This is a genomic window from Escherichia sp. E13S3, assembly GCF_004212325.1.
Classification (GTDB): domain Bacteria; phylum Pseudomonadota; class Gammaproteobacteria; order Enterobacterales; family Enterobacteriaceae; genus Escherichia.
In genome coordinates, this window is record NZ_RHJR01000015.1 from 1 (window position 1) to 22719 (window position 22719).

At 51.2% G+C, this 22719-nt stretch carries 20 protein-coding genes, 1 tRNA gene and 1 pseudogene; 13 read left to right on the plus strand and 9 right to left on the minus strand.

What is annotated here, in order from left to right:
• The coding region (hokE, locus tag D9597_RS14675; RefSeq protein ID WP_032357372.1) for a type I toxin-antitoxin system toxin HokE at positions 1 to 105 on the minus strand (105 nt) is incomplete at its 3' end.
• Here hokE and D9597_RS23595 point away from each other — a divergent pair.
• On the plus strand, positions 74 to 349 hold the full coding sequence (locus D9597_RS23595; RefSeq protein ID WP_346461562.1) for a hypothetical protein: 276 nt from the start codon (positions 74 to 76) through the stop codon (positions 347 to 349). The genes hokE and D9597_RS23595 overlap by 32 nt on opposite strands.
• A gap of 21 nt (positions 350 to 370) precedes the next feature.
• Here the strand turns inward: D9597_RS23595 and D9597_RS23525 are convergent, their stop codons facing one another.
• A complete protein-coding gene (locus D9597_RS23525) occupies positions 371 to 499 on the minus strand; it encodes a hypothetical protein (RefSeq protein ID WP_276319954.1) in 129 nt (42 codons plus the stop codon).
• A 58-nt stretch (positions 500 to 557) separates the two neighbouring features.
• Here D9597_RS23525 and D9597_RS14685 point away from each other — a divergent pair, with 58 nt between their 5' ends.
• The 5 genes from D9597_RS14685 to ybdG all read left to right on the plus strand — a co-directional run bounded on the left by D9597_RS14685 (position 558) and on the right by ybdG (position 4646).
• A complete protein-coding gene (locus D9597_RS14685) occupies positions 558 to 1676 on the plus strand; it encodes a YbdK family carboxylate-amine ligase (protein ID WP_130223089.1) in 1119 nt (372 codons plus the stop codon).
• Between the two features lie 65 nt (positions 1677 to 1741).
• A complete protein-coding gene (locus D9597_RS14690) occupies positions 1742 to 1990 on the plus strand; it encodes a DUF1158 domain-containing protein (protein WP_130223091.1) in 249 nt (82 codons plus the stop codon).
• A 64-nt stretch (positions 1991 to 2054) separates the two neighbouring features.
• Positions 2055 to 2423 (plus strand): MmcQ/YjbR family DNA-binding protein, encoded by a 369-nt coding sequence (locus D9597_RS14695; protein WP_130223093.1) that lies wholly within the window; start codon positions 2055 to 2057, stop codon positions 2421 to 2423.
• Positions 2424 to 2516: 93 nt separating this feature from the next.
• A complete protein-coding gene (gene nfsB / locus D9597_RS14700) occupies positions 2517 to 3170 on the plus strand; it encodes an oxygen-insensitive NAD(P)H nitroreductase (protein ID WP_130223095.1) in 654 nt (217 codons plus the stop codon).
• A 228-nt stretch (positions 3171 to 3398) separates the two neighbouring features.
• Positions 3399 to 4646, plus strand: coding sequence for a mechanosensitive ion channel YbdG (gene ybdG, locus D9597_RS14705; protein WP_130223097.1), 1248 nt, complete (start codon positions 3399 to 3401; stop codon positions 4644 to 4646).
• Between the two features lie 96 nt (positions 4647 to 4742).
• Here the strand turns inward: ybdG and pheP are convergent, their stop codons facing one another.
• From pheP to cusC, 5 genes are all read right to left on the minus strand, one after another.
• Positions 4743 to 6125: a phenylalanine transporter gene (pheP, locus tag D9597_RS14710; RefSeq protein WP_130223099.1), complete on the minus strand. Its 1383-nt coding sequence runs from the start codon at positions 6123 to 6125 to the stop codon at positions 4743 to 4745.
• A gap of 101 nt (positions 6126 to 6226) precedes the next feature.
• Entirely contained in the window at positions 6227 to 9370 is a 3144-nt protein-coding gene (gene cusA, locus D9597_RS14715) for a Cu(+)/Ag(+) efflux RND transporter permease subunit CusA (RefSeq protein ID WP_130223101.1), read from the minus strand.
• An 11-nt stretch (positions 9371 to 9381) separates the two neighbouring features.
• A complete protein-coding gene (gene cusB, locus D9597_RS14720; protein ID WP_130223103.1) occupies positions 9382 to 10605 on the minus strand; it encodes a Cu(+)/Ag(+) efflux RND transporter periplasmic adaptor subunit CusB in 1224 nt (407 codons plus the stop codon).
• Positions 10606 to 10620: 15 nt separating this feature from the next.
• The gene (gene cusF, locus D9597_RS14725) at positions 10621 to 10953 is read right to left on the minus strand and encodes a Cu(+)/Ag(+) efflux RND transporter periplasmic metallochaperone CusF (RefSeq protein WP_130223105.1); all 333 of its coding nucleotides are present in this window, start codon (positions 10951 to 10953) and stop codon (positions 10621 to 10623) included.
• A gap of 26 nt (positions 10954 to 10979) precedes the next feature.
• The gene (gene cusC, locus D9597_RS14730; protein ID WP_130223107.1) at positions 10980 to 12359 is read right to left on the minus strand and encodes a Cu(+)/Ag(+) efflux RND transporter outer membrane channel CusC; all 1380 of its coding nucleotides are present in this window, start codon (positions 12357 to 12359) and stop codon (positions 10980 to 10982) included.
• 156 nt (positions 12360 to 12515) lie between these two features.
• Here cusC and cusR point away from each other — a divergent pair, with 156 nt between their 5' ends.
• The 6 genes from cusR to D9597_RS14760 all read left to right on the plus strand — a co-directional run bounded on the left by cusR (position 12516) and on the right by D9597_RS14760 (position 21781).
• Positions 12516 to 13199, plus strand: a complete 684-nt coding sequence (cusR, locus tag D9597_RS14735) for a copper response regulator transcription factor CusR (protein ID WP_000770953.1) — start codon at positions 12516 to 12518, stop codon at positions 13197 to 13199.
• Complete coding sequence (gene cusS, locus D9597_RS14740) at positions 13189 to 14631, plus strand: Cu(+)/Ag(+) sensor histidine kinase CusS (protein WP_130223109.1); 1443 nt, start codon at positions 13189 to 13191, stop codon at positions 14629 to 14631. Before cusR ends, cusS begins: the two co-directional genes overlap by 11 nt.
• 149 nt (positions 14632 to 14780) lie before the next feature.
• On the plus strand, positions 14781 to 17018 hold the full coding sequence (gene nrfB, locus D9597_RS14745; RefSeq protein ID WP_130223111.1) for a cyclic di-3',5'-guanylate-activated glycosyltransferase NrfB: 2238 nt from the start codon (positions 14781 to 14783) through the stop codon (positions 17016 to 17018).
• Entirely contained in the window at positions 17005 to 19977 is a 2973-nt protein-coding gene (gene nfrA, locus D9597_RS14750; protein ID WP_130223113.1) for a bacteriophage adsorption protein NfrA, read from the plus strand. The genes nrfB and nfrA overlap by 14 nt, the downstream gene beginning before the upstream one ends.
• A complete protein-coding gene (locus D9597_RS14755; RefSeq protein ID WP_130223115.1) occupies positions 19978 to 20868 on the plus strand; it encodes a DUF4434 family protein in 891 nt (296 codons plus the stop codon).
• A 235-nt stretch (positions 20869 to 21103) separates the two neighbouring features.
• Entirely contained in the window at positions 21104 to 21781 is a 678-nt protein-coding gene (locus tag D9597_RS14760; protein ID WP_130223117.1) for a hypothetical protein, read from the plus strand.
• Positions 21782 to 21884: 103 nt separating this feature from the next.
• On the opposite strand, the gene emrE is transcribed toward D9597_RS14760, so the two are convergent.
• The gene (emrE, locus tag D9597_RS14765) at positions 21885 to 22217 is read right to left on the minus strand and encodes a multidrug efflux SMR transporter EmrE (RefSeq protein WP_001070440.1); all 333 of its coding nucleotides are present in this window, start codon (positions 22215 to 22217) and stop codon (positions 21885 to 21887) included.
• A 93-nt stretch (positions 22218 to 22310) separates the two neighbouring features.
• Here emrE and D9597_RS14770 point away from each other — a divergent pair.
• A pseudogene (locus D9597_RS14770) lies at positions 22311 to 22454 on the plus strand (integrase); the annotation flags it as partial.
• A gap of 42 nt (positions 22455 to 22496) precedes the next feature.
• Here D9597_RS14770 and D9597_RS14775 read toward each other — a convergent pair.
• Positions 22497 to 22573 (minus strand) — tRNA-Arg (locus tag D9597_RS14775).
• Positions 22574 to 22719: the final 146 nt, after the last annotated feature.

Sequence of the window (22719 nt, forward strand, 5' to 3'; positions counted from 1 at the left end):
TTCCTTTACGGTGAACTCACACAGTGAGTCTCCGACCAGAAGCGTAAATCCCAGCACCGTCAAACACAGCACTATGACTGCCACAAGGGCATATTTCGTCAGCATGTTTATATTGCCTCCATGCGAAGAAGGGACTACCATCCAAATTGTTCAGGTTTGGGTAGGTAGCCCCAGGGTTGATAGAAATATCGTCCTGGGGCTTCATCTTTCCAGACCTCAGAGTAAACCTGAAACCGGAAAGCTTCAGGCACCCGCCGTTATCTTACCCTTCCTTAGCAAAATAGCTGTTTATTTATACAGCAAATCCTGTTTCGGACTTCTCACTCCCCATTTGATCAACCGAAGCTGAACCCGTTTTTTTCTGCATGCCTCAATCGTCAAAATTCTTCGCCGCCAGCCAGCTATGACGCAACTGGTCACATTGCAAAAGTAGCCAAATTGCTTCAGTCACAATCAGTTCACCATCACCAAAGAAAGAAACATTCCAGAACTTCCGCATCTCGCCCAGCCACTCCCACTTCTATACTGAAATGAAAACGCCAACATAAGAGAAACCTATGCCATTACCCGATTTTCATGTTTCTGAACCTTTTACCCTCGGTATTGAACTGGAAATGCAGGTGGTTAATCCGCCGGGCTATGACTTAAGCCAGGACTCTTCAACACTGATTGACGCGGTTAAAAATAAGATCACGGCCGGAGAGGTAAAGCACGATATCACCGAAAGTATGCTGGAGCTGGCGACGGATGTTTGCCGTGATATCAACCAGGCTGCCGGGCAATTTTCAGCGATGCAGAAAGTCGTATTGCAGGCAGCCGCAGACCATCATCTGGAAATTTGCGGCGGTGGCACGCACCCGTTTCAGAAATGGCAGCGTCAGGAGGTATGCGATAACGAACGCTATCAACGAACGCTGGAAAACTTTGGCTATCTCATCCAGCAGGCGACCGTTTTTGGTCAGCATGTCCATGTTGGCTGCGCCAGTGGCGATGACGCCATTTATTTGCTGCACGGCCTGTCACGGTTTGTGCCACACTTCATCGCCCTTTCCGCCGCGTCGCCATATATGCAGGGAACGGATACGCGTTTTGCCTCCTCACGGCCCAATATTTTTTCCGCCTTTCCCGATAATGGCCCGATGCCGTGGGTCAGTAACTGGCAACAATTTGAAGCCCTGTTTCGCTGCCTGAGTTACACCACGATGATCGACAGCATTAAAGATCTGCACTGGGATATTCGCCCCAGTCCTCATTTTGGCACGGTGGAGGTTCGGGTGATGGATACCCCGTTAACCCTTAGCCACGCGGTAAATATGGCGGGATTAATTCAGGCCACCGCCCACTGGTTACTGACGGAACGCCCGTTTAAACATCAGGAGAAAGATTACCTGCTGTATAAATTCAACCGTTTCCAGGCCTGTCGCTATGGGCTGGAAGGCGTCATTACCGATCCGCACACTGGCGATCGTCGACCGCTAACGGAAGACACCTTGCGATTACTGGAAAAAATCGCCCCTTCTGCACATAAAATTGGCGCATCGAGCGCAATTGAAGCACTGCATCGCCAGGTCGTCAGCGGTCTGAATGAAGCGCAGCTGGTGCGCGATTTCGTCGCCGATGGCGGCTCGCTGATTGGGCTGGTGAAAAAGCATTGTGAGATCTGGGCCGGTGACTAAGTCGGGAATTGCCTTACAGAAGAATATCCCTGACAATGGTGTTTTAACTTACATTTAACAATGTTATGAAACACCCTTTAGAAACCTTGACCACCGCAGCAGGCATCTTGCTGATGGCTTTCCTCTCTTGCCTGCTGCTGCCCGCCCCCGCACTGGGGCTGACGCTGGCACAAAAACTGGTGACCACGTTCCATCTGATGGATCTTAGCCAGCTTTACACTTTATTGTTTTGCCTGTGGTTTTTAGTGCTGGGCGCTATTGAGTATTTTGTTCTGCGCTTTATCTGGCGACGCTGGTTCTCGCTGACGGATTAAACGTCGATTATCGCCGTACTTCGCGGCATACTTTGCTTATTCTCCTTCGCCTAAAGGAACGTTTATGGATAAGCAATCACTGCACGAAACGGCGAAACGCCTGGCCCTTGAGTTACCCTTTGTCGAGCTTTGCTGGCCTTTTGGCCCGGAGTTCGATGTGTTTAAAATTGGCGGCAAGATTTTTATGCTGTCGTCGGAGCTGCGCGGTGTTCCCTTTATCAATTTGAAGTCCGATCCACAAAAATCCCTGTTAAATCAGCAAATATACCCAAGCATTAAGCCAGGGTATCACATGAATAAAAAGCACTGGATTTCGGTGTATCCCGGCGAAGAAATCACCGAAGCGTTACTTCGCGATCTGATCAACGATTCATGGAATTTAGTGGTTGATGGCTTAGCTAAACGCGATCAAAAAAGGCTGCGCCCTGGCTAAAACGGAAATCTATAGCGCATTTTTCTCGCTTACCATTTTACTGCGATCCTTGTAATCTGCTGGCACGCAAAATTACTTACACATGGAGTCTTTATGGATATCATTTCTGTCGCCTTAAAGCGTCATTCCACTAAGGCATTTGATGCCAGCAAAAAACTTACCCCGGAACAGGCCGAGCAGATCAAAACTCTGCTGCAATACAGCCCATCCAGCACCAACTCCCAGCCGTGGCATTTTATTGTTGCCAGCACGGAAGAAGGTAAAGCGCGTGTTGCCAAATCCGCTGCCGGTAATTACGTGTTCAACGAGCGTAAAATGCTTGATGCCTCACACGTCGTGGTGTTCTGTGCAAAAACCGCGATGGACGATGCCTGGCTGAAGCTGGTTGTTGACCAGGAAGATGCCGATGGCCGCTTTGCCACGCCGGAAGCGAAAGCCGCGAACGATAAAGGTCGCAAGTTCTTCGCCGATATGCACCGTAAAGATCTGCATGATGATGCAGAGTGGATGGCAAAACAGGTTTATCTCAACGTCGGTAATTTCCTGCTCGGCGTGGCGGCGCTGGGTCTGGACGCGGTACCCATCGAAGGTTTTGACGCCGCCATCCTCGATGCAGAATTTGGTTTGAAAGAGAAAGGCTACACCAGTCTGGTGGTTGTTCCGGTAGGTCATCACAGCGTTGAAGATTTTAACGCGACGCTGCCGAAATCTCGTCTGCCGCAAAGTATCACCTTAACCGAAGTGTAATTATCCTGACAGCCGGGACCCCATCCCGGCTCAGATTGCTGACAAAGTGCCTTATCCTGCCTACAAGTTCGTGCCAATTCATTCAAGGTAGGCATGATAAGCGTAGCGCATCAGGCAATTTTATATTTGCCATCAGCCCTCGCAGGAAATTCTCCCATCAGATTCTCCTGATTTGCATAACCCTGTTTCAGCCGTCATCATAGGCCGCTGTTGTATAAAGGAGACGTTATGCAGGATTTAATATCCCAGGTTGAAGATTTAGCGGGTATTGAGTTTGATCACACCACCTCGATGGTGATGATTTTCGGTATTATTATTCTGACCGCCGTTGTAGTGCATATTATTTTGCACTGGGTGGTACTGCGTACCTTCGAAAAACGCGCCATTGCCAGTTCACGGCTGTGGCTGCAAATCATTACCCAGAATAAACTCTTCCACCGTTTAGCTTTTACCCTCCAGGGGATTATCGTCAATATTCAGGCGGTATTCTGGCTGCAAAAAGGCACCGAAGCAGCTGATATTCTGACCACCTGCGCGCAGTTGTGGATCATGATGTATGCGCTGCTTTCAGTCTTCTCGTTGCTGGATGTTATTTTGAATCTGGCGCAGAAATTCCCGGCGGCAAAGCAGTTGCCGTTAAAAGGGATATTTCAGGGGATTAAACTGATCGGCGCGATTCTGGTCGGCATTTTGATGATCTCACTGCTGATTGGTCAGTCACCGGCAATTCTGATCAGTGGTCTTGGCGCGATGGCCGCCGTGCTGATGTTGGTGTTTAAAGATCCAATTCTTGGTCTGGTTGCAGGCATTCAGCTTTCCGCGAACGATATGCTGAAACTGGGCGACTGGCTGGAAATGCCAAAATATGGCGCGGATGGTGCAGTAATTGATATTGGGTTAACCACCGTCAAAGTGCGTAACTGGGACAATACCATTACCACTATTCCCACCTGGTCTCTGGTTTCTGACTCCTTTAAAAACTGGAGCGGGATGTCGGCATCTGGCGGGCGACGTATTAAGCGCAGTATCAGTATTGATGTCACCAGTATTCGTTTTCTTGATGAAACTGAAATGCAGCGGCTGAATAAAGCGCATTTGTTAAAGCCTTATTTAACCAGTCGCCATCAGGAAATTAATGAGTGGAACCGCCTGCAAGGGTCTACGGAGTCAGTATTAAACCTGCGCCGAATGACCAATATTGGAACCTTTCGTGCCTATCTGAACGAATATCTGCGCAATCATCCGCGGATTCGCAAAGATATGACCTTAATGGTGCGCCAGTTAGCTCCGGGCGATAACGGTTTACCGCTTGAGATCTACGCGTTTACTAATACCGTGGTGTGGCTGGAATATGAAAGCATTCAGGCTGATATATTCGACCACATATTTGCGATCGTCGAAGAGTTTGGTCTGCGACTTCATCAGTCGCCAACCAGCAATGATATTCGCTCCCTGGCAGAAGCATTTAAGCAGTAATTAAAAAACCGCTCTCATCGAATGGATGAGAGCGGCTTCAGATTGTTGTCATCGTGTTGCCGGATGCAGCGTGAATGCCTTATCCAACCTGCACTATTATTTCGCTTTCCGACGCAGCGCTTTAAACGCCACAAACAGGAATACAATCCATACCGGCAGCAGAATCGCTGACAAGCGCATATCATCCATCGTGCACATCAGCAGCAAAATCATGCCGAGGAAGGCGATGCAAAGATAGTTGCCGAACGGATAGAGCAGCGCCTTAAACTGTGTTTCACGCCCCTGACGTCGCATCGCTGCACGAAAACGCAGATGCGCCAGACAGATCATAATCCAGTTCAACAGCAGCGTTGCTACCACCAGCGCCATCAGCAGACCAAACGCTTTTTGCGGCAGCAGATAGTTGATTAACACCACCAGCGAAGTGATCGCTCCGGAAAGCATCAGCGAGTTGATCGGCACGCCGCGATGGCTAACACGGGTAAGAAACTTCGGCGCATTCCCCTGCACAGAAAGACCAAACAGCATCCGGCTGTTAGAATAAACCCCGCTGTTGTACACCGATAATGATGCCACCAGAATAACGAAGTTCAGCGCAGAAGCCACCACGTTGCTGTCGAGATTATGGAAAATCATCACAAACGGGCTACTGTTGGATTTCACTTCCACCCACGGATAGAGTGCCAGTAAAACCACCAGTGAACCGATATAAAACAGCAGGATGCGATACACCACCTGATTCACTGCTTTCGGGATGCTTTTTTCCGGATCGCGCGCTTCAGCGGCAGTAATCCCAATCAGCTCCAGACCGCCGAAGGAGAACATAATTACCGCCAGCGACAAAATCAGCCCATTCCAGCCGGTGGCAAAAAAACCACCGTAGCGCCAGAGGTTGTCGATACTGGCTTTCTCGCCGCCGTGACCAGAAAACAGCAGCCACAGGCCAAAGCCGATCATACCGATGATCGCCAGCACTTTAATCAGCGCAAACCAGAACTCGGTTTCGCCATATAAGCGCACGTTCACCAGGTTAACGGCGTTGATGATAATAAAGAAGGCGGCAGCCCAAATCCACGTTGGAACATCCGGGAACCAGTACTGCATATAGATGCCCGCAGCGGTCAGCTCTGCCATTCCCACCAGCACGAACATTACCCAGTAGTTCCAGCCAGAGAGGAAGCCCGCAAACGGTCCCCAGTATTTATAGGCAAAGTGGGCAAATGAACCGGATACCGGCTCTTCGACCACCATCTCGCCGAGCTGGCGCATAATCAGGAAAGCGATGATCCCGGCGACGCCGTAGCCCAGCAATACAGCCGGACCCGCCATCTGAATCGCCGGGCCAATGCCAAGAAACAGACCAGTACCAATTGCGCCACCCAGCGCAATCAGTTGAATATGACGGTTATGTAATCCGCGATGAAGCGTCGGCTCTTGATTCGACGCAGTATCTTCCGATACGGTTGACGCGTTTTTCACGCCTTTCCCCTGTGTGTCTTTTTTGTTGAGGGGCACCTTTTAACATTTAGTGCCCATCGTCGCAAGACACAATCCACACGGTTAAACGGGGTATCCTGCTTTTAGTTCCGTACCCGATGTCGGTGCAGCCACATCAGCTTATACGCCGCCGGGATAATAAACAGCGACAGCAAAGGTGCGGTGATCATGCCGCCAATCATCGGTGCGGCAATCCGGCTCATCACCTCTGAACCAGCCCCCGTTCCCCACAGAATCGGCAGCAGACCGGCGATAATCACTGCCACCGTCATCGCTTTCGGGCGCACGCGCAGTACCGCGCCGTGATACAACGCCTCATCCAGCTTCTGCTCGCTGAATGTTTGTGGATTATCCAGCGACGGCTCGGCCTCTATGGCGTGACGTAAATACATCAGCATCACCACGCCAAATTCCGCGGCGACCCCGGCAAGGGCAATAAAACCGGTGCCCGTTGCCACAGAAAGATGAAAACCCATCCACCACAGCAACCAGATACCGCCCACCAGCGCAAACGGTACGCTGCTGATAATCAGCAACGCTTCGCCCACCCGACGGAAGGCCAGATACAACAGCACGAAGATGATCATCAACGTCATCGGCACCATGAGTTTCAGCTTATGGTTGGCGCGCTCCAGTAGCTCGAACTGCCCGGAGAATGCCACGCTGGTGCCCGGTTTTAACTGCACTTTCTCAGCAATCGCTTTTTGCAGATCGTGAACCACCGACACCATGTCACGATCGCGGGCATCGATATAAATCCAGCTCGTCGGGCGCGCATTCTCGGTTTTCAGCATCGACGGTCCGGTAGAGACTTTAACGTCGGCCACGTCCGCCAGGGTGATTTGCTGCTTCATCGGCGTCAGGATCGGCAACTGGCGCAGTGCCTGCGGACTATCGCGCCAGCTTTGCGGATAACGCAGATTAATTGGATAACGGGCAATCCCTTCCACCGTTTCGCCAACCATCGCCCCGCCCACCGCAGAAGTCACAAACAACTGCACATCCGCCACCGTCATACCGTAACGCGCGGCTTTTTCACGGTTAATCTCAACGTTGATATAGCGCCCACCTTCCAGACGCTCGGCAAGGGCAGAAGCCACGCCTGGCACCGTTCGCGCCACTTCTTCAATTTGCTCTGCCATCGCGTCGATATCCGCCAGCACAGTGCCGGAAACTTTAATGCCGATGGGGCTTTTAATGCCGGTTGAGAGCATATCGATACGGTTACGAATTGGCGGCACCCACAGATTCGCCAGCCCCGGCAGACGCACGGTGTTATCCAGTTCTTCAATGATTTTGTCCATCGTCATGCCTGGCCGCCACTGATCCTGTGGCTTAAGCTGGATGGTCGTTTCTACCATCTCCAGCGGAGCAGAATCGGTGGCGGTTTCCGCTTTCCCGGTTTTGCCAAATACCCGCGCCACTTCCGGTACGCTCATAATTAGCTTGTCGGTTTTTTGCAGCATGCTCGCCGCCTCTGCTGCGGAAATCCCCGGCAGCGTCGATGGCATATACAACAAGTCGCCTTCATTGATCTGCGGTAAAAATTCCCCGCCAACTTTATTGAGCGGCCAGAGAACCGTCAGCACCGAAAGCGCTGCCACCAACAGCGTGGTTTTCGGCCAGTGCAGTACTTTCAGCAACAGCGGATGATAAACACGAATCAAAAAGCGATTGAGCGGGTTACTGCTTTCCGGCGGAATTTTGCCACGGATCCAGTAGCCCATCAGGATCGGGATCACTACGATCGCCAGTAGCGCCGCGCCCGCCATCGCATAGGTTTTGGTGAACGCCAGCGGGCCAAACAGACGACCTTCCTGCCCTTCCAGGGTGAAGATCGGGATAAACGACAGCGTGATAATCAGCAGACTGATAAACAGCGCCGGACCCACTTCAACAGATGCATCGGTGATCACCTGCCAGCGCGTTTTATTATCCAGCGTGGCGTCAGGATGCTGGTGCTGCCACTCTTCCAGCCGTTTATGCGCATTCTCGATCATGACGATAGCGGCATCGACCATCGCCCCGACGGCAATCGCAATGCCACCCAGCGACATAATATTGGCATTCAGTCCCTGAAGGTGCATGACAATAAAAGCAATACACAACCCCAGCGGCAACGAAATAATCGCCACCAGCGCCGAGCGCACATGCCAGAGAAACAGCGCACAGACTACCGCCACCACAATAAACTCTTCCAGCAACTTGCCGCTGAGGTTGTCGATGGCGCGGTCAATGAGCTGGCTGCGATCGTATGTTGTCACTATCTCCACGCCTTCCGGCAGACTGCTTTTCAGCGTTTCCAGTTTGTCCTTCACGGCGGCGATCACTTCACGGGCGTTTTTGCCGGAACGCAGGATCACCACCCCGCCCGCCACTTCGCCTTCGCCGTTCAGTTCGGCAATGCCCCGGCGCATCTCCGGGCCAACCTGGACCTTCGCAACATCACGCAGATAAACAGGCACGCCATTTTCACTGGCTTTTAAAACGATGTGATTAAAGTCGTCGAGCGTTTGCAGATAGCCGCTGGCGCGCACCATATATTCCGCTTCCGCCAGTTCGATCGACGAACCGCCCGCTTCCTGGTTTGAAGCATCCAGCGCGCTTTTTACTTCGGCGAGACTGATGCCATATTGCGCCAGGCGCTGGGGATCGATAACCACCTGATACTCTTTCACCACACCGCCCACCGACGCCACTTCCGCAACGTCAGGGATGGTTTTTAGCTCATATTTGAGAAACCAGTCCTGCAATGAGCGTAAATCGGCCAGATCGTGCTTACCGCTGCGATCCACCAGCGCATATTCATAGATCCAGCCAACACCCGTGGCATCTGGCCCCAGCTCGGCGCTAACTCCCGCAGGCAGCTTACCCTGTACCTGGTTGAGGTACTCCAGCACCCGCGAGCGCGCCCAGTACGGATCGGTGCCATCTTCAAAAATGACATACACATAAGAGTCGCCAAACTGCGAGAAACCGCGCACAGTCTTCGCGCCAGGCACCGACAACATGGTGGTGGTTAGCGGATAAGTCACCTGATTTTCAACGATTTGCGGTGCCTGACCGGGATAGCTGGTTTTAATAATCACCTGTACATCGGAGAGATCCGGCAACGCATCCACTGGCGTGTTAATGATGGTCCAGGTGCCCCAGATGCTCAGAAACAACGCGCCCATCAGTACCAGAAAACGGTTCGCCACCGAGCGACGAATAATCCATTCAATCATTGGTTATTCCCTCAATGCGCATGGGTAGCACTTTCAGAGCGCATCCGCTCCAGTGCGCCAGAAATATTGGCTTCGGAATCAATCAGGAACAGGCCGCTGGAAACCACCTTTTCACCTTCCGCCAGACCAGAGCGTAACGCGGTGACACCTTGCGATGCCTGGAAAACAGCAACGCGTTTCGGTACAAAGCGCCCGTCAGCATCAACGGTAATCACCCGCTGTTCGTTGCCGGTATCAATCAGCGCTTGTGACGGAATGAGCAGCATCGGTTCGCTGGCAGTATTGAGTTGCAACCAGGCGTTCATTCCCGGTTTTAGCGCCTCGTCGGCGTTGTCGACTTCCAGACGCAGTTGCAGCGTGCGGGTCGCGGCATCCACGCCGGGTAACAGCGTCCATTTGCGAATGGTGAGTGTTTTATCAGGTCGCGCCGGAACGGTGAGCGTAAACTGCGAGGCATCTTTCACCAGCCAGGCGATGGACTCCGGGATCGCAGCAGTGACCCACACCGGGTCCATACCCTGAATTTTCGCGACCACGTTATCTTTGGCGATATTCATTCCCGCGCGCAGATCAAACGCGGTGATCACGCCATCAATGGGCGCTTTGAGCGTAAAGCGAGTCTGGATTTTTTGCGTGGCGATCAGGCGGCGAATATCCGCCTCCGGCATTCCCGCCAGTCGCAGCCGCTCAAGAATGCCTTCAGTCTGGGTCGCCGTACCGCCGGTTTCGCGCAGCAGTAAATACTCACTCTGCGCTTCCACCCAGTCGGGAATGGTCAGGTCGAGAAGCGGTGTGCCCTTTTGCACTTTATCGCCCACGGTAAGCGGATAAACCTTATCGATAAACCCGGCAGCGCGAGCCTGCACAATGGCAAACTGATACTCGTTGTAACTGACATTCGCCGGAAAACTCTGGGCAAAAGTCAGCGGCCCGCGCGTGACGGTAGCCGTTTTCACCCCCAGATTCTGCGTCTGAGTCGGGTCAATGCGCACACCAGACGCAGAACTCTCTTCATCGGCATATTTCGGCACCAGATCCATATCCATAAACGGCGATTTACCTGGTTTATCGAACCGCGTATTGGGATACATCGGGTCGTACCAGAATAAGACTTTACGTTCTGCGGTCGACGTTTTTTCTGCGGGCAGTTCAGCCTTTGCAAACCAGGTAAAACCTGCCGCAGAAATAATACCGCCCGCGATCATGCTGCCGATAATAAGCGCGATTTTTTTCATCTCATTAAACCTGGGTTACTGGCTGACTTTAATATCCTGTAATAAAGAAAGGCTGCCCTGCTGGACAAAATTAAACGCCACTTTGTCGCCGGTTTTAATTTCGCTCATTTTCGTCTGCGGGGTGATGGTAAAGCGCATGGTCATCTCCGGCCAGTTCACGGCAGCAATAGCATCGTGATGGATGGTGATTTTTTTGCTTTCCAGATCAATGCCTTTTACCACGCCGGTGGCGCTAATGACCTGTGGTTGTGCTTCGCTCATGGTTTCATTATGATGTTCGTTAGCCTGGGCATTAAAGCCAATAACGGTAAACAGACTGAACATTGCGACTTGCAGTGCTTTTTTCATTTATTCTCTCCTGGAGTTAAAAATTACTACTGCCAACCGCCACCAAGTGCGGTATATAAAGAAACTTCATTAACCTGACGGGCATAATTCAGGTCAAGTAAAGTTTGTCGGGTTGCAAATAAAGAACGCTCGGCATCCAGCACTTCCAGATAACTTACCGCGCCGTGCTGATATAATGCCCGCGCCCGTTGCAAAGTAATTTGCAGCGATGCCAGATAACGCTGCTGGGCGCTAATTTGATCGTTCAGGCTTTGACGTAATGCCAGCACATCTGCCACTTCTTTAAAGGCGTTCTGGATTTTCTGTTCATAATTCACCACCGACTGCTGCTGGCGAATTTCGGCGATATCCAGATTGGCCTGGTTGCGTCCGGCATTAAAAATGGGGATCTCTATTTTGGGAATAAAATTCCACATCCCGCTGCTGGCGTTAAATAATGACGACAGATCGCTGCTGGCGGTTGATATTCCGCTGGTCAGGCTTATAGACGGGAAAAATGCCGCGCGTGCGGCCCCAATATTGGCATTAGCCGCCATTAACGCGTGTTCAGCTTCCATAATATCCGGGCGCTGCAATAAGATTTGCGACGACAAGCCCGCCGGTAATTTAATGCTTTGCAGGCTGTCGCTGTTTACTGTCTGCGCTTGCGGCAGCTTGCCGTAGCTTCCCAATAACAGTTGCAATGCATTATTCGCCTGCGCCAGTTCCCCCTGACGTTTAGCGATGTCGCTGCGGGTACTTTCTATCACTCCTCGAGCCTGTTCCAGCGCCAGAACATTGCTGCTACCGGTCAACAGTTGTTTTTCGACAAACGCATATGACTGCTGATAATTACGCAGCGTTTCTTCGGCTATTTGCAATTGCGCATAAGCCAGTTGTTGATTGAAATAGCTTTGCGCGACATTAGAAACCAGCAAAATATGCACCGCGCGCTGAGCTTCCTCAGTGGCTAAATAATTTTGGCGCTCGGCTTCACTCATGTTCTTTAAGCGACCGAAAAAATCGAGATCAAAGCTGGCGTTAAGGCCAGTTGAGAACTCCCGCGTCGAGGCTGAATCGCCTTTAAGATTGCCGCTCCAGCTGCCGCTGCCCTCGCCATTGAGCTGTGGGTAGCGGTCGGCATCGGTCAGACGATATTGCGCCCGCGCTTCCTGCACTTTCAGCGTCGCCATGCGCAAATCCCGGTTATTCACCAGCGCCTCGCTAATCAGCGTCTTCACCTGATTATCAACAAAAAAGGTGCGCCAGCCCGCGTTCTGGTAGTTATCCGCTGCGTTAACCTGGCCGTTCTGGTTGAGTGAGAACTGCTGCGGCACGGGCATTGCCGGACGCTGATAATTCGGTGCCAGTGAACAACCAGTTAGCGCAAGGGCCACACAAAATGGCAGAAGTTTACAAGGAGACATAGGCTCATAATTTCTGGTGATTTTATGCCGCCAACTTTACTCGCCAAGCTCTGATTTTCCGGTGACAGGAAAATGACAAAATTGTCATTTTGCCAATAAGCGATTGCCATCTGATCCCTCTACTCTAGAATTGCCCGGGCAACATGCGGAGGAAATATGAAACTGTTGATTGTCGAAGATGAAAAGAAAACCGGAGAATACTTGACCAAAGGGTTAACCGAAGCCGGTTTTGTGGTCGATTTAGCCGACAACGGACTGAATGGCTACCATCTGGCGATGACCGGTGATTATGACCTGATAATCCTCGATATTATGCTGCCGGACGTGAACGGCTGGGATATCGTGCGCATGTTGCGTTCCGCCAATAAAGGGATGCCGATTCTGTTGCTTACCGCACTTGGTACCATTGAACATCGCGTCAAGGGGCTGGAGCTGGGGGCAGATGACTACCTGGTGAAACCGTTCGCTTTTGCTGAACTGCTGGCGCGGGTGCGCACTTTACTGCGGCGCGGGGCGGCGGTCATTATCGAAAGTCAGTTTCAGGTTGCCGATTTGATGGTCGATCTCGTCAGCCGCAAAGTCACCCGCAGCGGCACGCGCATCACTCTGACCAGTAAAGAGTTTACTCTGCTGGAGTTTTTCCTTCGCCATCAGGGCGAAGTGCTGCCCCGTTCGCTTATCGCCTCGCAGGTGTGGGACATGAATTTTGACAGCGATACCAACGCCATTGATGTGGCGGTGAAGCGGCTGCGCGGCAAAATCGACAACGACTTTGAGCCAAAGCTGATTCAGACCGTGCGCGGCGTGGGTTACATGCTAGAGGTGCCGGATGGTCAGTAAGCCATTTCAGCGCCCGTTTTCGCTGGCAACACGCCTGACCTTTTTTATCAGCCTGGCCACCATCGCGGCGTTTTTCGCCTTTGCCTGGATCATGATCCACTCAGTAAAAGTGCATTTTGCCGAGCAGGATATTAATGATTTAAAAGAGATTAGCGCCACACTCAAGCGCGTTCTTAATCATCCCGAAGAGACGCAAGCCCGACGCTTAATGACGCTGGAAGATATCGTCAGTGGTTATTCCAATGTGTTGATTTCCCTGGCAGATAGCCATGGTAAAACGGTGTATCACTCCCCCGGTGCGCCGGATATCCGCGAGTTTACGCGTGACGCCATACCCGATAAAGACGCGCAGGGCGGCGAGGTGTATCTCCTTTCCGGCCCGACGATTATGATGCCAGGCCACGGTCACGGGCATATGGAACACAGCAACTGGCGGATGATTAACTTGCCGGTTGGCCCGTTGGTGGACGGCAAACCGATTTATACGCTCTACATCGCGCTTTCGATCGATTTTCATCTTCATTACATAAATGATTTGATGAATAAACTTATTATGACCGCATCGATCATCAGCATCCTGATCGTCTTTATCGTGCTGTTGGCGGTACATAAAGGTCACGCGCCGATCCGCAGCGTCAGCCGTCAAATCCAGAATATCACCTCGAAAGATCTCGACGTTCGCCTTGACCCGCAAACCGTGCCGATTGAGCTGGAACAGTTGGTACTGTCGTTCAACCATATGATCGAGCGTATTGAAGATGTTTTTACTCGTCAGTCCAATTTCTCAGCGGATATCGCCCACGAAATTCGCACGCCGATTACGAATCTCATTACGCAAACGGAAATCGCCCTCAGCCAGTCGCGCAGCCAGAAGGAGCTGGAAGATGTGCTCTACTCTAATCTCGAAGAGCTGACGCGAATGGCGAAAATGGTCAGCGATATGCTGTTTCTCGCCCAGGCCGATAACAACCAGTTAATCCCCGAAAAGAAAATGCTCAACCTGGCGGATGAAGTCGGCAAAGTGTTCGATTTTTTCGAGGCGTTAGCGGAAGATCGCGGCGTGGAGCTGCGGTTTGTTGGCAACGAGTGCCAGGTTGCGGGCGATCCGCTGATGCTGCGTCGGGCGTTAAGCAACCTGCTTTCTAACGCCCTGCGTTATACGCCCCCCGGAGAGACAATTGTAGTGCGCTGCCAGACGGTCGATCACCAGGTGCAAGTTACCGTCGAAAACCCCGGTACGCCCATTGCGCCCGAACACTTACCGAGATTGTTTGACCGTTTCTACCGCGTTGACCCTTCCCGCCAGCGAAAAGGCGAAGGTAGCGGCATTGGGCTGGCGATAGTGAAATCGATTGTTGTCGCGCATAAAGGCACGGTTGCAGTAACGTCAGATGCGCGGGGGACAAGGTTTGTTATCACATTACCCGCTTAATCATTCAGCAAATGGCAGCTTTTATAACCAGTGTAAAAATAACGTGCCGCAATAATCCTACCTATTAATGATAAAAAGCTGTCACGATTCATAAAAAACCTTAATATACGCCACCCTAAACATAACCAGCGTTAATGTAAGGTTTTTGTGTGGACTGGCTTCTTGATGTTTTTGCTACCTGGCTATATGGCTTAAAAGTAATCGCGATAACGTTAGCGGTCATTATGTTCATCAGCGGGCTGGACGATTTTTTCATTGATGTCGTCTACTGGGTACGCCGCATTAAGCGCAAGTTGAGTGTTTATCGCCGCTACCCGCGAATGAGTTACCGCGAACTGTATAAACCAGATGAAAAACCGTTAGCGATTATGGTTCCGGCGTGGAATGAGACTGGCGTCATCGGCAATATGGCCGAACTGGCGGCAACCACGCTCGACTACGAAAACTATCATATCTTTGTTGGCACTTACCCCAACGACCCTGACACCCAGCGTGATGTTGACGAAGTGTGCGCTCGCTTCCCGAATGTGCATAAGGTGGTCTGCGCGCGTCCTGGCCCCACCAGCAAAGCAGACTGTCTGAACAATGTGCTGGATGCCATTACCCAGTTTGAACGTAGCGCCAATTTCGCCTTTGCTGGTTTTATCCTACATGATGCTGAAGACGTGATTTCGCCAATGGAATTGCGACTGTTCAATTATCTGGTTGAGCGTAAAGATCTGATTCAGATCCCGGTGTATCCGTTCGAACGCGAATGGACGCACTTCACCAGCATGACCTATATCGATGAGTTTTCAGAACTGCATGGCAAAGATGTTCCGGTGCGTGAAGCCCTCGCCGGACAGGTGCCTAGCGCAGGCGTCGGCACCTGCTTTAGCCGCCGCGCCGTGACTGCACTATTGGCCGACGGTGACGGTATCGCTTTCGACGTGCAGAGTCTTACCGAAGATTACGATATTGGTTTCCGCCTGAAAGAAAAAGGCATGACGGAAATTTTTGTCCGTTTTCCAGTGGTCGACGAAGCCAAAGAACGCGAGCAGCGTAAATTTTTACAGCACGCACGGACGTCAAACATGATCTGCGTGCGCGAATATTTCCCCGATACCTTTTCGACCGCGGTTCGACAAAAATCTCGCTGGATCATCGGCATTGTTTTCCAGGGCTTTAAAACCCATAAATGGACCTCCAGCCTGACGCTGAACTACTTTCTCTGGCGCGACCGCAAAGGGGCAATCAGTAACTTTGTCAGCTTCCTCGCGATGCTGGTGATGATCCAGCTTTTGCTGTTGCTGGCGTATGAAAGTTTGTGGCCCGATGCCTGGCATTTCCTTTCTATTTTCAGCGGCAGCGCATGGTTAATGACCCTGCTGTGGCTAAACTTTGGTTTGATGGTTAACCGCATCGTGCAGCGGGTGATTTTCGTTACTGGCTACTACGGCCTGACGCAGGGGCTGCTTTCCGTCCTGCGTCTTTTCTGGGGCAACCTGATTAACTTCATGGCCAACTGGCGAGCGTTAAAACAGGTACTTCAACACGGCGATCCACGTCGCGTCGCGTGGGATAAAACAACGCATGACTTCCCCAGCGTGACTGGCGATACCCGTTCGTTGCGCCCGTTAGGTCAAATTCTGCTGGAAAATCAGGTCATCACCGAAGAGCAACTCGATACAGCACTGCGTAATCGTGTCGAAGGTTTACGTCTCGGCGGTTCGATGCTAATGCAAGGATTGATCAGCGCCGAACAACTGGCGCAAGCGCTGGCTGAACAAAACGGCGTGGCGTGGGAATCCATCGATGCCTGGCAGATCCCTTCTTCGCTGATTGCCGAAATGCCGGCCTCTGTGGCGCTACATTATGCGGTACTGCCGCTGCGTCTGGAAAATGATGAGTTAATTGTCGGTAGTGAAGACGGTATTGACCCGGTTTCTCTGGCGGCGCTGGCGCGTAAGGTCGGACGGAAAGTACGTTACGTCATTGTTCTGCGTGGACAAATTGTCACTGGATTACGTCACTGGTATGCACGTCGGCGCGGCCACGATCCACGGGCAATGTTGTACAATGCGGTTCAGCATCAGTGGCTCACGGAACAGCAGGCCGGTGAAATCTGGCGGCAATATGTGCCGCATCAGTTCCTGTTCGCCGAAATACTGACCACGCTCGGTCATATTAATCGTTCAGCCATTAACGTTTTGTTATTACGCCATGAACGCAGTTCTCTGCCGCTCGGCAAGTTTTTGGTCACCGAAGGCGTTATCAGCCAGGAAACGCTGGATCGCGTACTGTCAATTCAACGCGAATTACAAGTTTCGATGCAATCATTATTACTCAAAGCAGGTTTAACCACCGAACAGGTTGCGCAACTGGAGTCCGAAAATGAAGGAGAATAACCTTAATCGCGTCATCGGATGGTCTGGTTTACTGCTGACGTCTTTATTGAGTACCAGCGCACTCGCAGACAATATCGGCACCAGCGCAGAAGAGCTGGGGCTGAGCGATTATCGCCATTTTGTTATTTATCCCCGTCTCGATAAGGCGCTGAAGGCACAGAAAAATAACGACGAAGCAACCGCCATCCGCGAATTTGAATATATACACCAGCAGGTGCCGGATAATATTCCGCTGACGTTATATCTGGCGGAAGCTTATCGCCATTTTGGTCATGATGACCGCGCGCGATTATTGCTTGAGGATCAACTGAAACGTCACCCAGGAGATGCCCGACTTGCGCGCAGTCTGGCAGCTATTCCGGTTGAAGTGAAAAGCGTCACGACTGTTGAAGAGCTGCTTGCCCAGCAAAAAACGTGCGATGCTGCGCCGACCCTGCGTTGTCGCAGTGAAGTTGGGCAGAATGCGCTGCGGCTGGCGCAGTTGCCTGTCGCCAGATCGCAACTGGACGATGCAAAGTTTGCCGCGTCGCCGGAAGGGAGAACGTTGCGGACCGATCTGCTGCAACGAGCAATCTACCTGAAACAATGGTCGCAGGCAGATACGCTATACAATGAAGCACGCCAGCAGAATACATTAAGCGCGGCAGAGCGCCGTCAGTGGTTTGACGTGCTTCTTGCCGGGCAGCTGGATGATCGGATCCTTGCTCTGCAATCAGTGGGGATCTTCACCGATCCACAGTCGTACATTACTTACGCGACTGCGCTGGCTTATCGTGGCGAAAAAGCACGCCTCCAGCGTTATCTCGCTGAAAATACGCCGCTATTTACCACGGACACACAAGAGAAAAGCTGGCTCTATCTGTTATCGAAATACAGCGCCAACCCCATTCAGGCGTTGGCGAATTATACGGTAGAGTTTGCCGATAACCGCCAGTATGTTGTTGGCGTAACGCTACCGGTGCTGTTAAAAGAAGGTCAGTACGACGCGGCGCAAAGACTGCTCGCTACCCTCCCCGCCGATGAAATGCTTGAAGAGCGTTATGCCGTTAGCGTAGCGACCCGTAACAAGGCTGAAGCCCTGCGTCTGGCACGATTGCTGTATCAGCAAGAACCGGCAAATCTTACCCGCCTGGATCAACTGACCTGGCAACTGATGCAGAACGAGCAGTCACGCGAAGCTGCCGATTTATTGCTGCAACGCTATCCCTTCCAGGGTGATGCGACCGTCAGCCAGACTTTAATGACACGGCTGGCTTCTCTGCTGGAAAGTCATCCTTACCTGGCGACGCCTGCAAAAGTGGCGATTTTATCGAAACCCTTGCCGCTGGCGGCGCAACGTCAGTGGCAAAGCCAGTTACCAGGTATTGCGGATAATTGCCCGGCAATCGTTCGTTTGCTTGGGGATATGTCACCGTCTTACGATGCTGCCGCCTGGAACCGCCTGGCGAAGTGTTATCGGGAAACACTCCCCGGCGTGGCGTTATATGCATGGCTTCAGGCGGAAAAAAGGCAACCGAACGCCTGGCAACATCGCGCTGTGGCTTATCAGGCTTACCAGGTGGAAGATTACAGCACCGCCCTGGCAGCCTGGGAGAAAATCAGCCTTCACGAAATGAGCAATGAGGATCTGCTCGCCGCCGCCAACACCGCTCAGGCAGCGGGAAATGGCGCGGCTCGCGATCGCTGGCTTCAACAGGCAGAACAACGTGGGCTGGGAAACAATGCCCAATACTGGTGGCTGCATGCGCAACGTTATATTCCAGCGCAGCCAGAACTCGCGCTAAACGATCTCACTCGCTCAATTAACATTGCGCCTTCTGCCAACGCTTACGTCGCGCGGGCAACGATTTACCGCCAACGTCATAATGTCTCAGCGGCAGTGAGCGATCTGCGCGCCGCGCTTGAACTGGAACCGAATAATAGCAACACCCAGGCGGCGCTCGGCTACGCCCTGTGGGATAGCGGTGATATCGCGCAGTCGCGGGAAATGCTGGAACAGGCGCATAAAGGACTACCGGACGATCCGGCACTGATCCGACAACTGGCCTACGTGAACCAGCGTCTGGATGATATGCCTGCGACGCAGCACTACGCCCGGCTGGTGATTGATGACATTGATAATCAGGCGCTGATAACCCCATTGACGCCAGAACAAAATCAACAACGCTTCAATTTCCGCCGTTTGCATGAGGAGGTCGGTCGCCGCTGGACGTTCAGTTTCGATTCTTCTATCGGCTTGCGTTCCGGCGCAATGAGTACCGCTAACAATAATGTCGGCGGCGCAGCGCCTGGGAAAAGCTATCGTAGCTACGGACAACTGGAAGCGGAGTACCGCATCGGGCGCAATATGCTGCTGGAAGGCGACCTGCTCTCGGTTTATAGCCGCGTCTTTGCCGATACCGGAGAAAACGGAGTGATGATGCCGGTGAAAAATCCGATGACCGGCACCGGATTGCGCTGGAAGCCGCTGCGCGATCAGATCTTTTTCCTCGCCGTTGAACAGCAGTTCCCACTAAACGGGCAAAATGGCGCCTCCGACACCATGCTGCGTGCCAGCGCCTCGTTCTTTAACGGCGGAAAATACAGCGATGAGTGGCACCCGAACGGTTCTGGCTGGTTTGCGCAAAATCTGTATCTCGATGCGGCGCAATATTTTCGTCAGGATATTCAGGCGTGGACGGCAGATTATCGAGTGAGCTGGCATCAGAAGGTAGCGAACGGGCAGACTATTGAACCTTACGCTCACGTACAGGGTAACGGCTATCGGGATAAAGGTACTCAGGGCGCGCAGGTGGGCGGCGTCGGCGTACGCTGGAATATCTGGACCGGCGAGACGCACTACGACGCCTGGCCGCACAAAGTCAGTCTCGGCGTCGAATATCAACATACCTTTAAGGCGATTAATCAACGTACAGGGGAGCGCAACAACGCGTTTCTCACCATTGGAGTGCACTGGTAAATGCGTAAGTTAATTTTCGTATTGCTGACACTTTTGTTGGTCAGTCCTTTTTCCTTTGCGATGAAAGGTATTATCTGGCAGCCACAAAATCGCGATAGTCAGGTCACCGACGCCCAGTGGCGTGGGCTGATGAGTCAGTTGCATTTGCAAGGATTCGACACCCTGATTATGCAATGGACCCGTTACGGCGATGCGTTCACCCAGCCAGAACAGCGGGCATTATTGTTTAAGCGTGCCGCAGCTGCGCAACAAGCTGGCCTGAAGCTGATTGTTGGTTTGAATGCCGATCCGGAATTTTTTCTGCATCAGAAGCAGTCATCTGCGGCGCTGGAGAGCTATCTTAATCGCCTGCTGGTCGCTGATCTCCAGCAGGCCAGATTATGGAGCGCCGCACCCGGCGTTACGCCGGATGGCTGGTATATCAGCGCAGAAATTGACGACCTGAACTGGCGCAGCGAAGCCGCTCGCCAGCCATTGCTGAAGTGGTTAAACAACTCACAACGGCTGATCAGTGATGTTTCGGCAAAACCGGTTTATATCAGTAGCTTTTTCGCCGGAAACATGTCGCCCGATGGCTATCGGCAACTGCTGGAACAAGTGAAATCTACTGGCATCCACGTCTGGGTACAGGATGGTAGCGGCGTCGATAAACTTACCGCCGAACAGCGTGAGCGTTATCTGCAGGCCAGTGCCGATTGCCAAACGTTCTCCCCCGCCAGCGGCGTTGTTTATGAACTGTTTGTCGCCGGTAAAGGTAAAACCTTTGAAGCAAAACCAAAACCGGATGCAGAAATTGCTTCGCTGTTAGCGAAACGTTCCTCCTGCGGCAAAGACACGCTCTATTTCTCCCTGCGCTATTTGCCTGTCGCTCACGGCATTCTTGAGTATTAATGATTTAAGGGAGCAACTTTGCTTGCTCCTTTCCTTTTCACTTTCCTGGTCAGAATCCTGTAAATATTAATTGGACACAAATAATCGGTGTAGCCACTACTCAGAGGCATTATATAATCATATTCATACCACCATATAACTATTAAATAAGAACAATTATTCATCAGTTGCATTAATATCAGCTTATTCCTTTACACAGGAATAAAACCTTTTATTTAATAAACAAAGAGAGTTAATGATGAGTAAAATTACAGGCGTTTTAGTTGACAACCATATCTATGATATTAAAAATGATATGAAGAATGGTTACCATTTTCCTAACTGCTTGTTTCCAGGCGCCACCTTCAAGATGGTTATTGATAATGACCCGGTTAATAATGACAAGGTAAAATGGAGCTGTAGCACTGATGCAGACAATGATGTTCTGGCGGTCAGTCAGGATGGCACAGTAACTTTTCCTGACGTTGACGAAAAGTGTATTGGGAAGATTTTTGCTATTTTCGCCACTGATAAATCAACGAACAAATCTGCCGGTATTTATATTTTTACTGTGAGACGTTTTTTCAAATACAGCATTGAAACTTATAAGTCAGTTAAAGATATTTTACCGTGGATTGAAAAAATGAGCGGAGAATTTCCTGAAGCGCATGATATTGATAGTTACGATTATAATGATCATAATTCAGGACATATTATCAAGCGAGAAGTTAACGCAGGACTTTACCAGGAATGGGGCAATGTAGCTAATAGTGGATGGAACACAAATAGTGAGGGTGCAGGTATTTGTAGAATTTACGCTTTGAATAAAGAAAGTAATACTTATTATTGGCTGGAAAATGAAGGGGTCAGACAGGAATTGAGCGGGGGTTTCCCCGCTCAGGCAGTTGCATCCTACGGTGAATCCATCGACTGATTGTGTTTTTTGTCCACTATCATTTGCATTATTGTAGCGTAAAAAAGCAGCCCGTATAAACATACGGGCTGATGCATTTTATTAAACTCGAACGAAACTATTTTTAATGTGGTGCACTTCGTGACAACAAATTAATCACCAACACTCCGGCACAAATCAACATCATGCCGATAATGGCTGGCAGGTCCAGTCGTTGGCCGAAAAATCCCCAGGAAAGTAAACTAATCAGGACGATACCGACTCCTGACCAGATAGCATAAGCAATCCCTGTAGGAATATAAGCCAGCGTCTGAGCTAATAACCAGAATGATGCACAGTAACAAATAATTGTACCAACAGAGGGCCATAACCGTGTAAAACCCTCTGAAAACTTCATTAAGGTTGTACCAATAACCTCTGCAAGTATTGCACCACCAAGATAAATATAAGGGTTCATAGCATATTCTTTCCTGTTAATACCGAAGAGAATTGTACTACAGTTTGAACTTAACTCACTGGTTTCTGCTGGTGCATTCATTGACGTTCTTCATCAGTGCTTCAGGAAATGGGCGGATGAGAATCCATAGAAATGGTGCGTAGATATGCTCACCTTGCGCCTAATCATTTGACGGAGCACGCGAGGAAAACTGACGACATTTTTGGTGGTGATGTCCCAAAGATGTTCCATTTCTGAAATTATGGGGAAATAAAGAAGGCGTAACTGATTGAATTGTAATGGCGCGCCCTGCAGGATTCGAACCTGCGGCCCACGACTTAGAAGGTCGTTGCTCTATCCAACTGAGCTAAGGGCGCATTACACCGCGAGATGCTGTAATCGCGTGAATTATACGGTCAACCCTTGCTGAGTCAATGGCTTTTGAACCGGTTGCTGAACAAGTGTACGGCGGTGTCTATTTATCTCACCATGAAAGCAAGGAAACACATATCCGCCCTCAGTC

Excerpts from the sequence above, each read along its gene's own strand:
- nfsB (WP_130223095.1), top strand. The coding sequence starts at position 2,517 with ATGGATATCATTTCTGTCGCCTTAAAGCGTCATTCCACTAAGGCATTT.
- D9597_RS14760 (WP_130223117.1), top strand. The coding sequence starts at position 21,104 with ATGATGAGTAAAATTACAGGCGTTTTAGTTGACAACCATATCTATGAT.
- cusS (WP_130223109.1), top strand. The coding sequence starts at position 13,189 with ATGGTCAGTAAGCCATTTCAGCGCCCGTTTTCGCTGGCAACACGCCTG.
- cusB (WP_130223103.1), bottom strand. The coding sequence starts at position 10,605 with ATGAAAAAAATCGCGCTTATTATCGGCAGCATGATCGCGGGCGGTATT.
- D9597_RS23595 (WP_346461562.1), top strand. The coding sequence starts at position 74 with ATGACTGCCACAAGGGCATATTTCGTCAGCATGTTTATATTGCCTCCA.
- cusR (WP_000770953.1), top strand. The coding sequence starts at position 12,516 with ATGAAACTGTTGATTGTCGAAGATGAAAAGAAAACCGGAGAATACTTG.
- emrE (WP_001070440.1), bottom strand. The coding sequence starts at position 22,217 with ATGAACCCTTATATTTATCTTGGTGGTGCAATACTTGCAGAGGTTATT.
- D9597_RS23525 (WP_276319954.1), bottom strand. The coding sequence starts at position 499 with ATGCGGAAGTTCTGGAATGTTTCTTTCTTTGGTGATGGTGAACTGATT.
- cusA (WP_130223101.1), bottom strand. The coding sequence starts at position 9,370 with ATGATTGAATGGATTATTCGTCGCTCGGTGGCGAACCGTTTTCTGGTA.
- D9597_RS14685 (WP_130223089.1), top strand. The coding sequence starts at position 558 with ATGCCATTACCCGATTTTCATGTTTCTGAACCTTTTACCCTCGGTATT.
- D9597_RS14690 (WP_130223091.1), top strand. The coding sequence starts at position 1,742 with ATGAAACACCCTTTAGAAACCTTGACCACCGCAGCAGGCATCTTGCTG.
- D9597_RS14755 (WP_130223115.1), top strand. The coding sequence starts at position 19,978 with ATGCGTAAGTTAATTTTCGTATTGCTGACACTTTTGTTGGTCAGTCCT.
- nfrA (WP_130223113.1), top strand. The coding sequence starts at position 17,005 with ATGAAGGAGAATAACCTTAATCGCGTCATCGGATGGTCTGGTTTACTG.
- cusF (WP_130223105.1), bottom strand. The coding sequence starts at position 10,953 with ATGAAAAAAGCACTGCAAGTCGCAATGTTCAGTCTGTTTACCGTTATT.
- cusC (WP_130223107.1), bottom strand. The coding sequence starts at position 12,359 with ATGTCTCCTTGTAAACTTCTGCCATTTTGTGTGGCCCTTGCGCTAACT.
- ybdG (WP_130223097.1), top strand. The coding sequence starts at position 3,399 with ATGCAGGATTTAATATCCCAGGTTGAAGATTTAGCGGGTATTGAGTTT.
- D9597_RS14695 (WP_130223093.1), top strand. The coding sequence starts at position 2,055 with ATGGATAAGCAATCACTGCACGAAACGGCGAAACGCCTGGCCCTTGAG.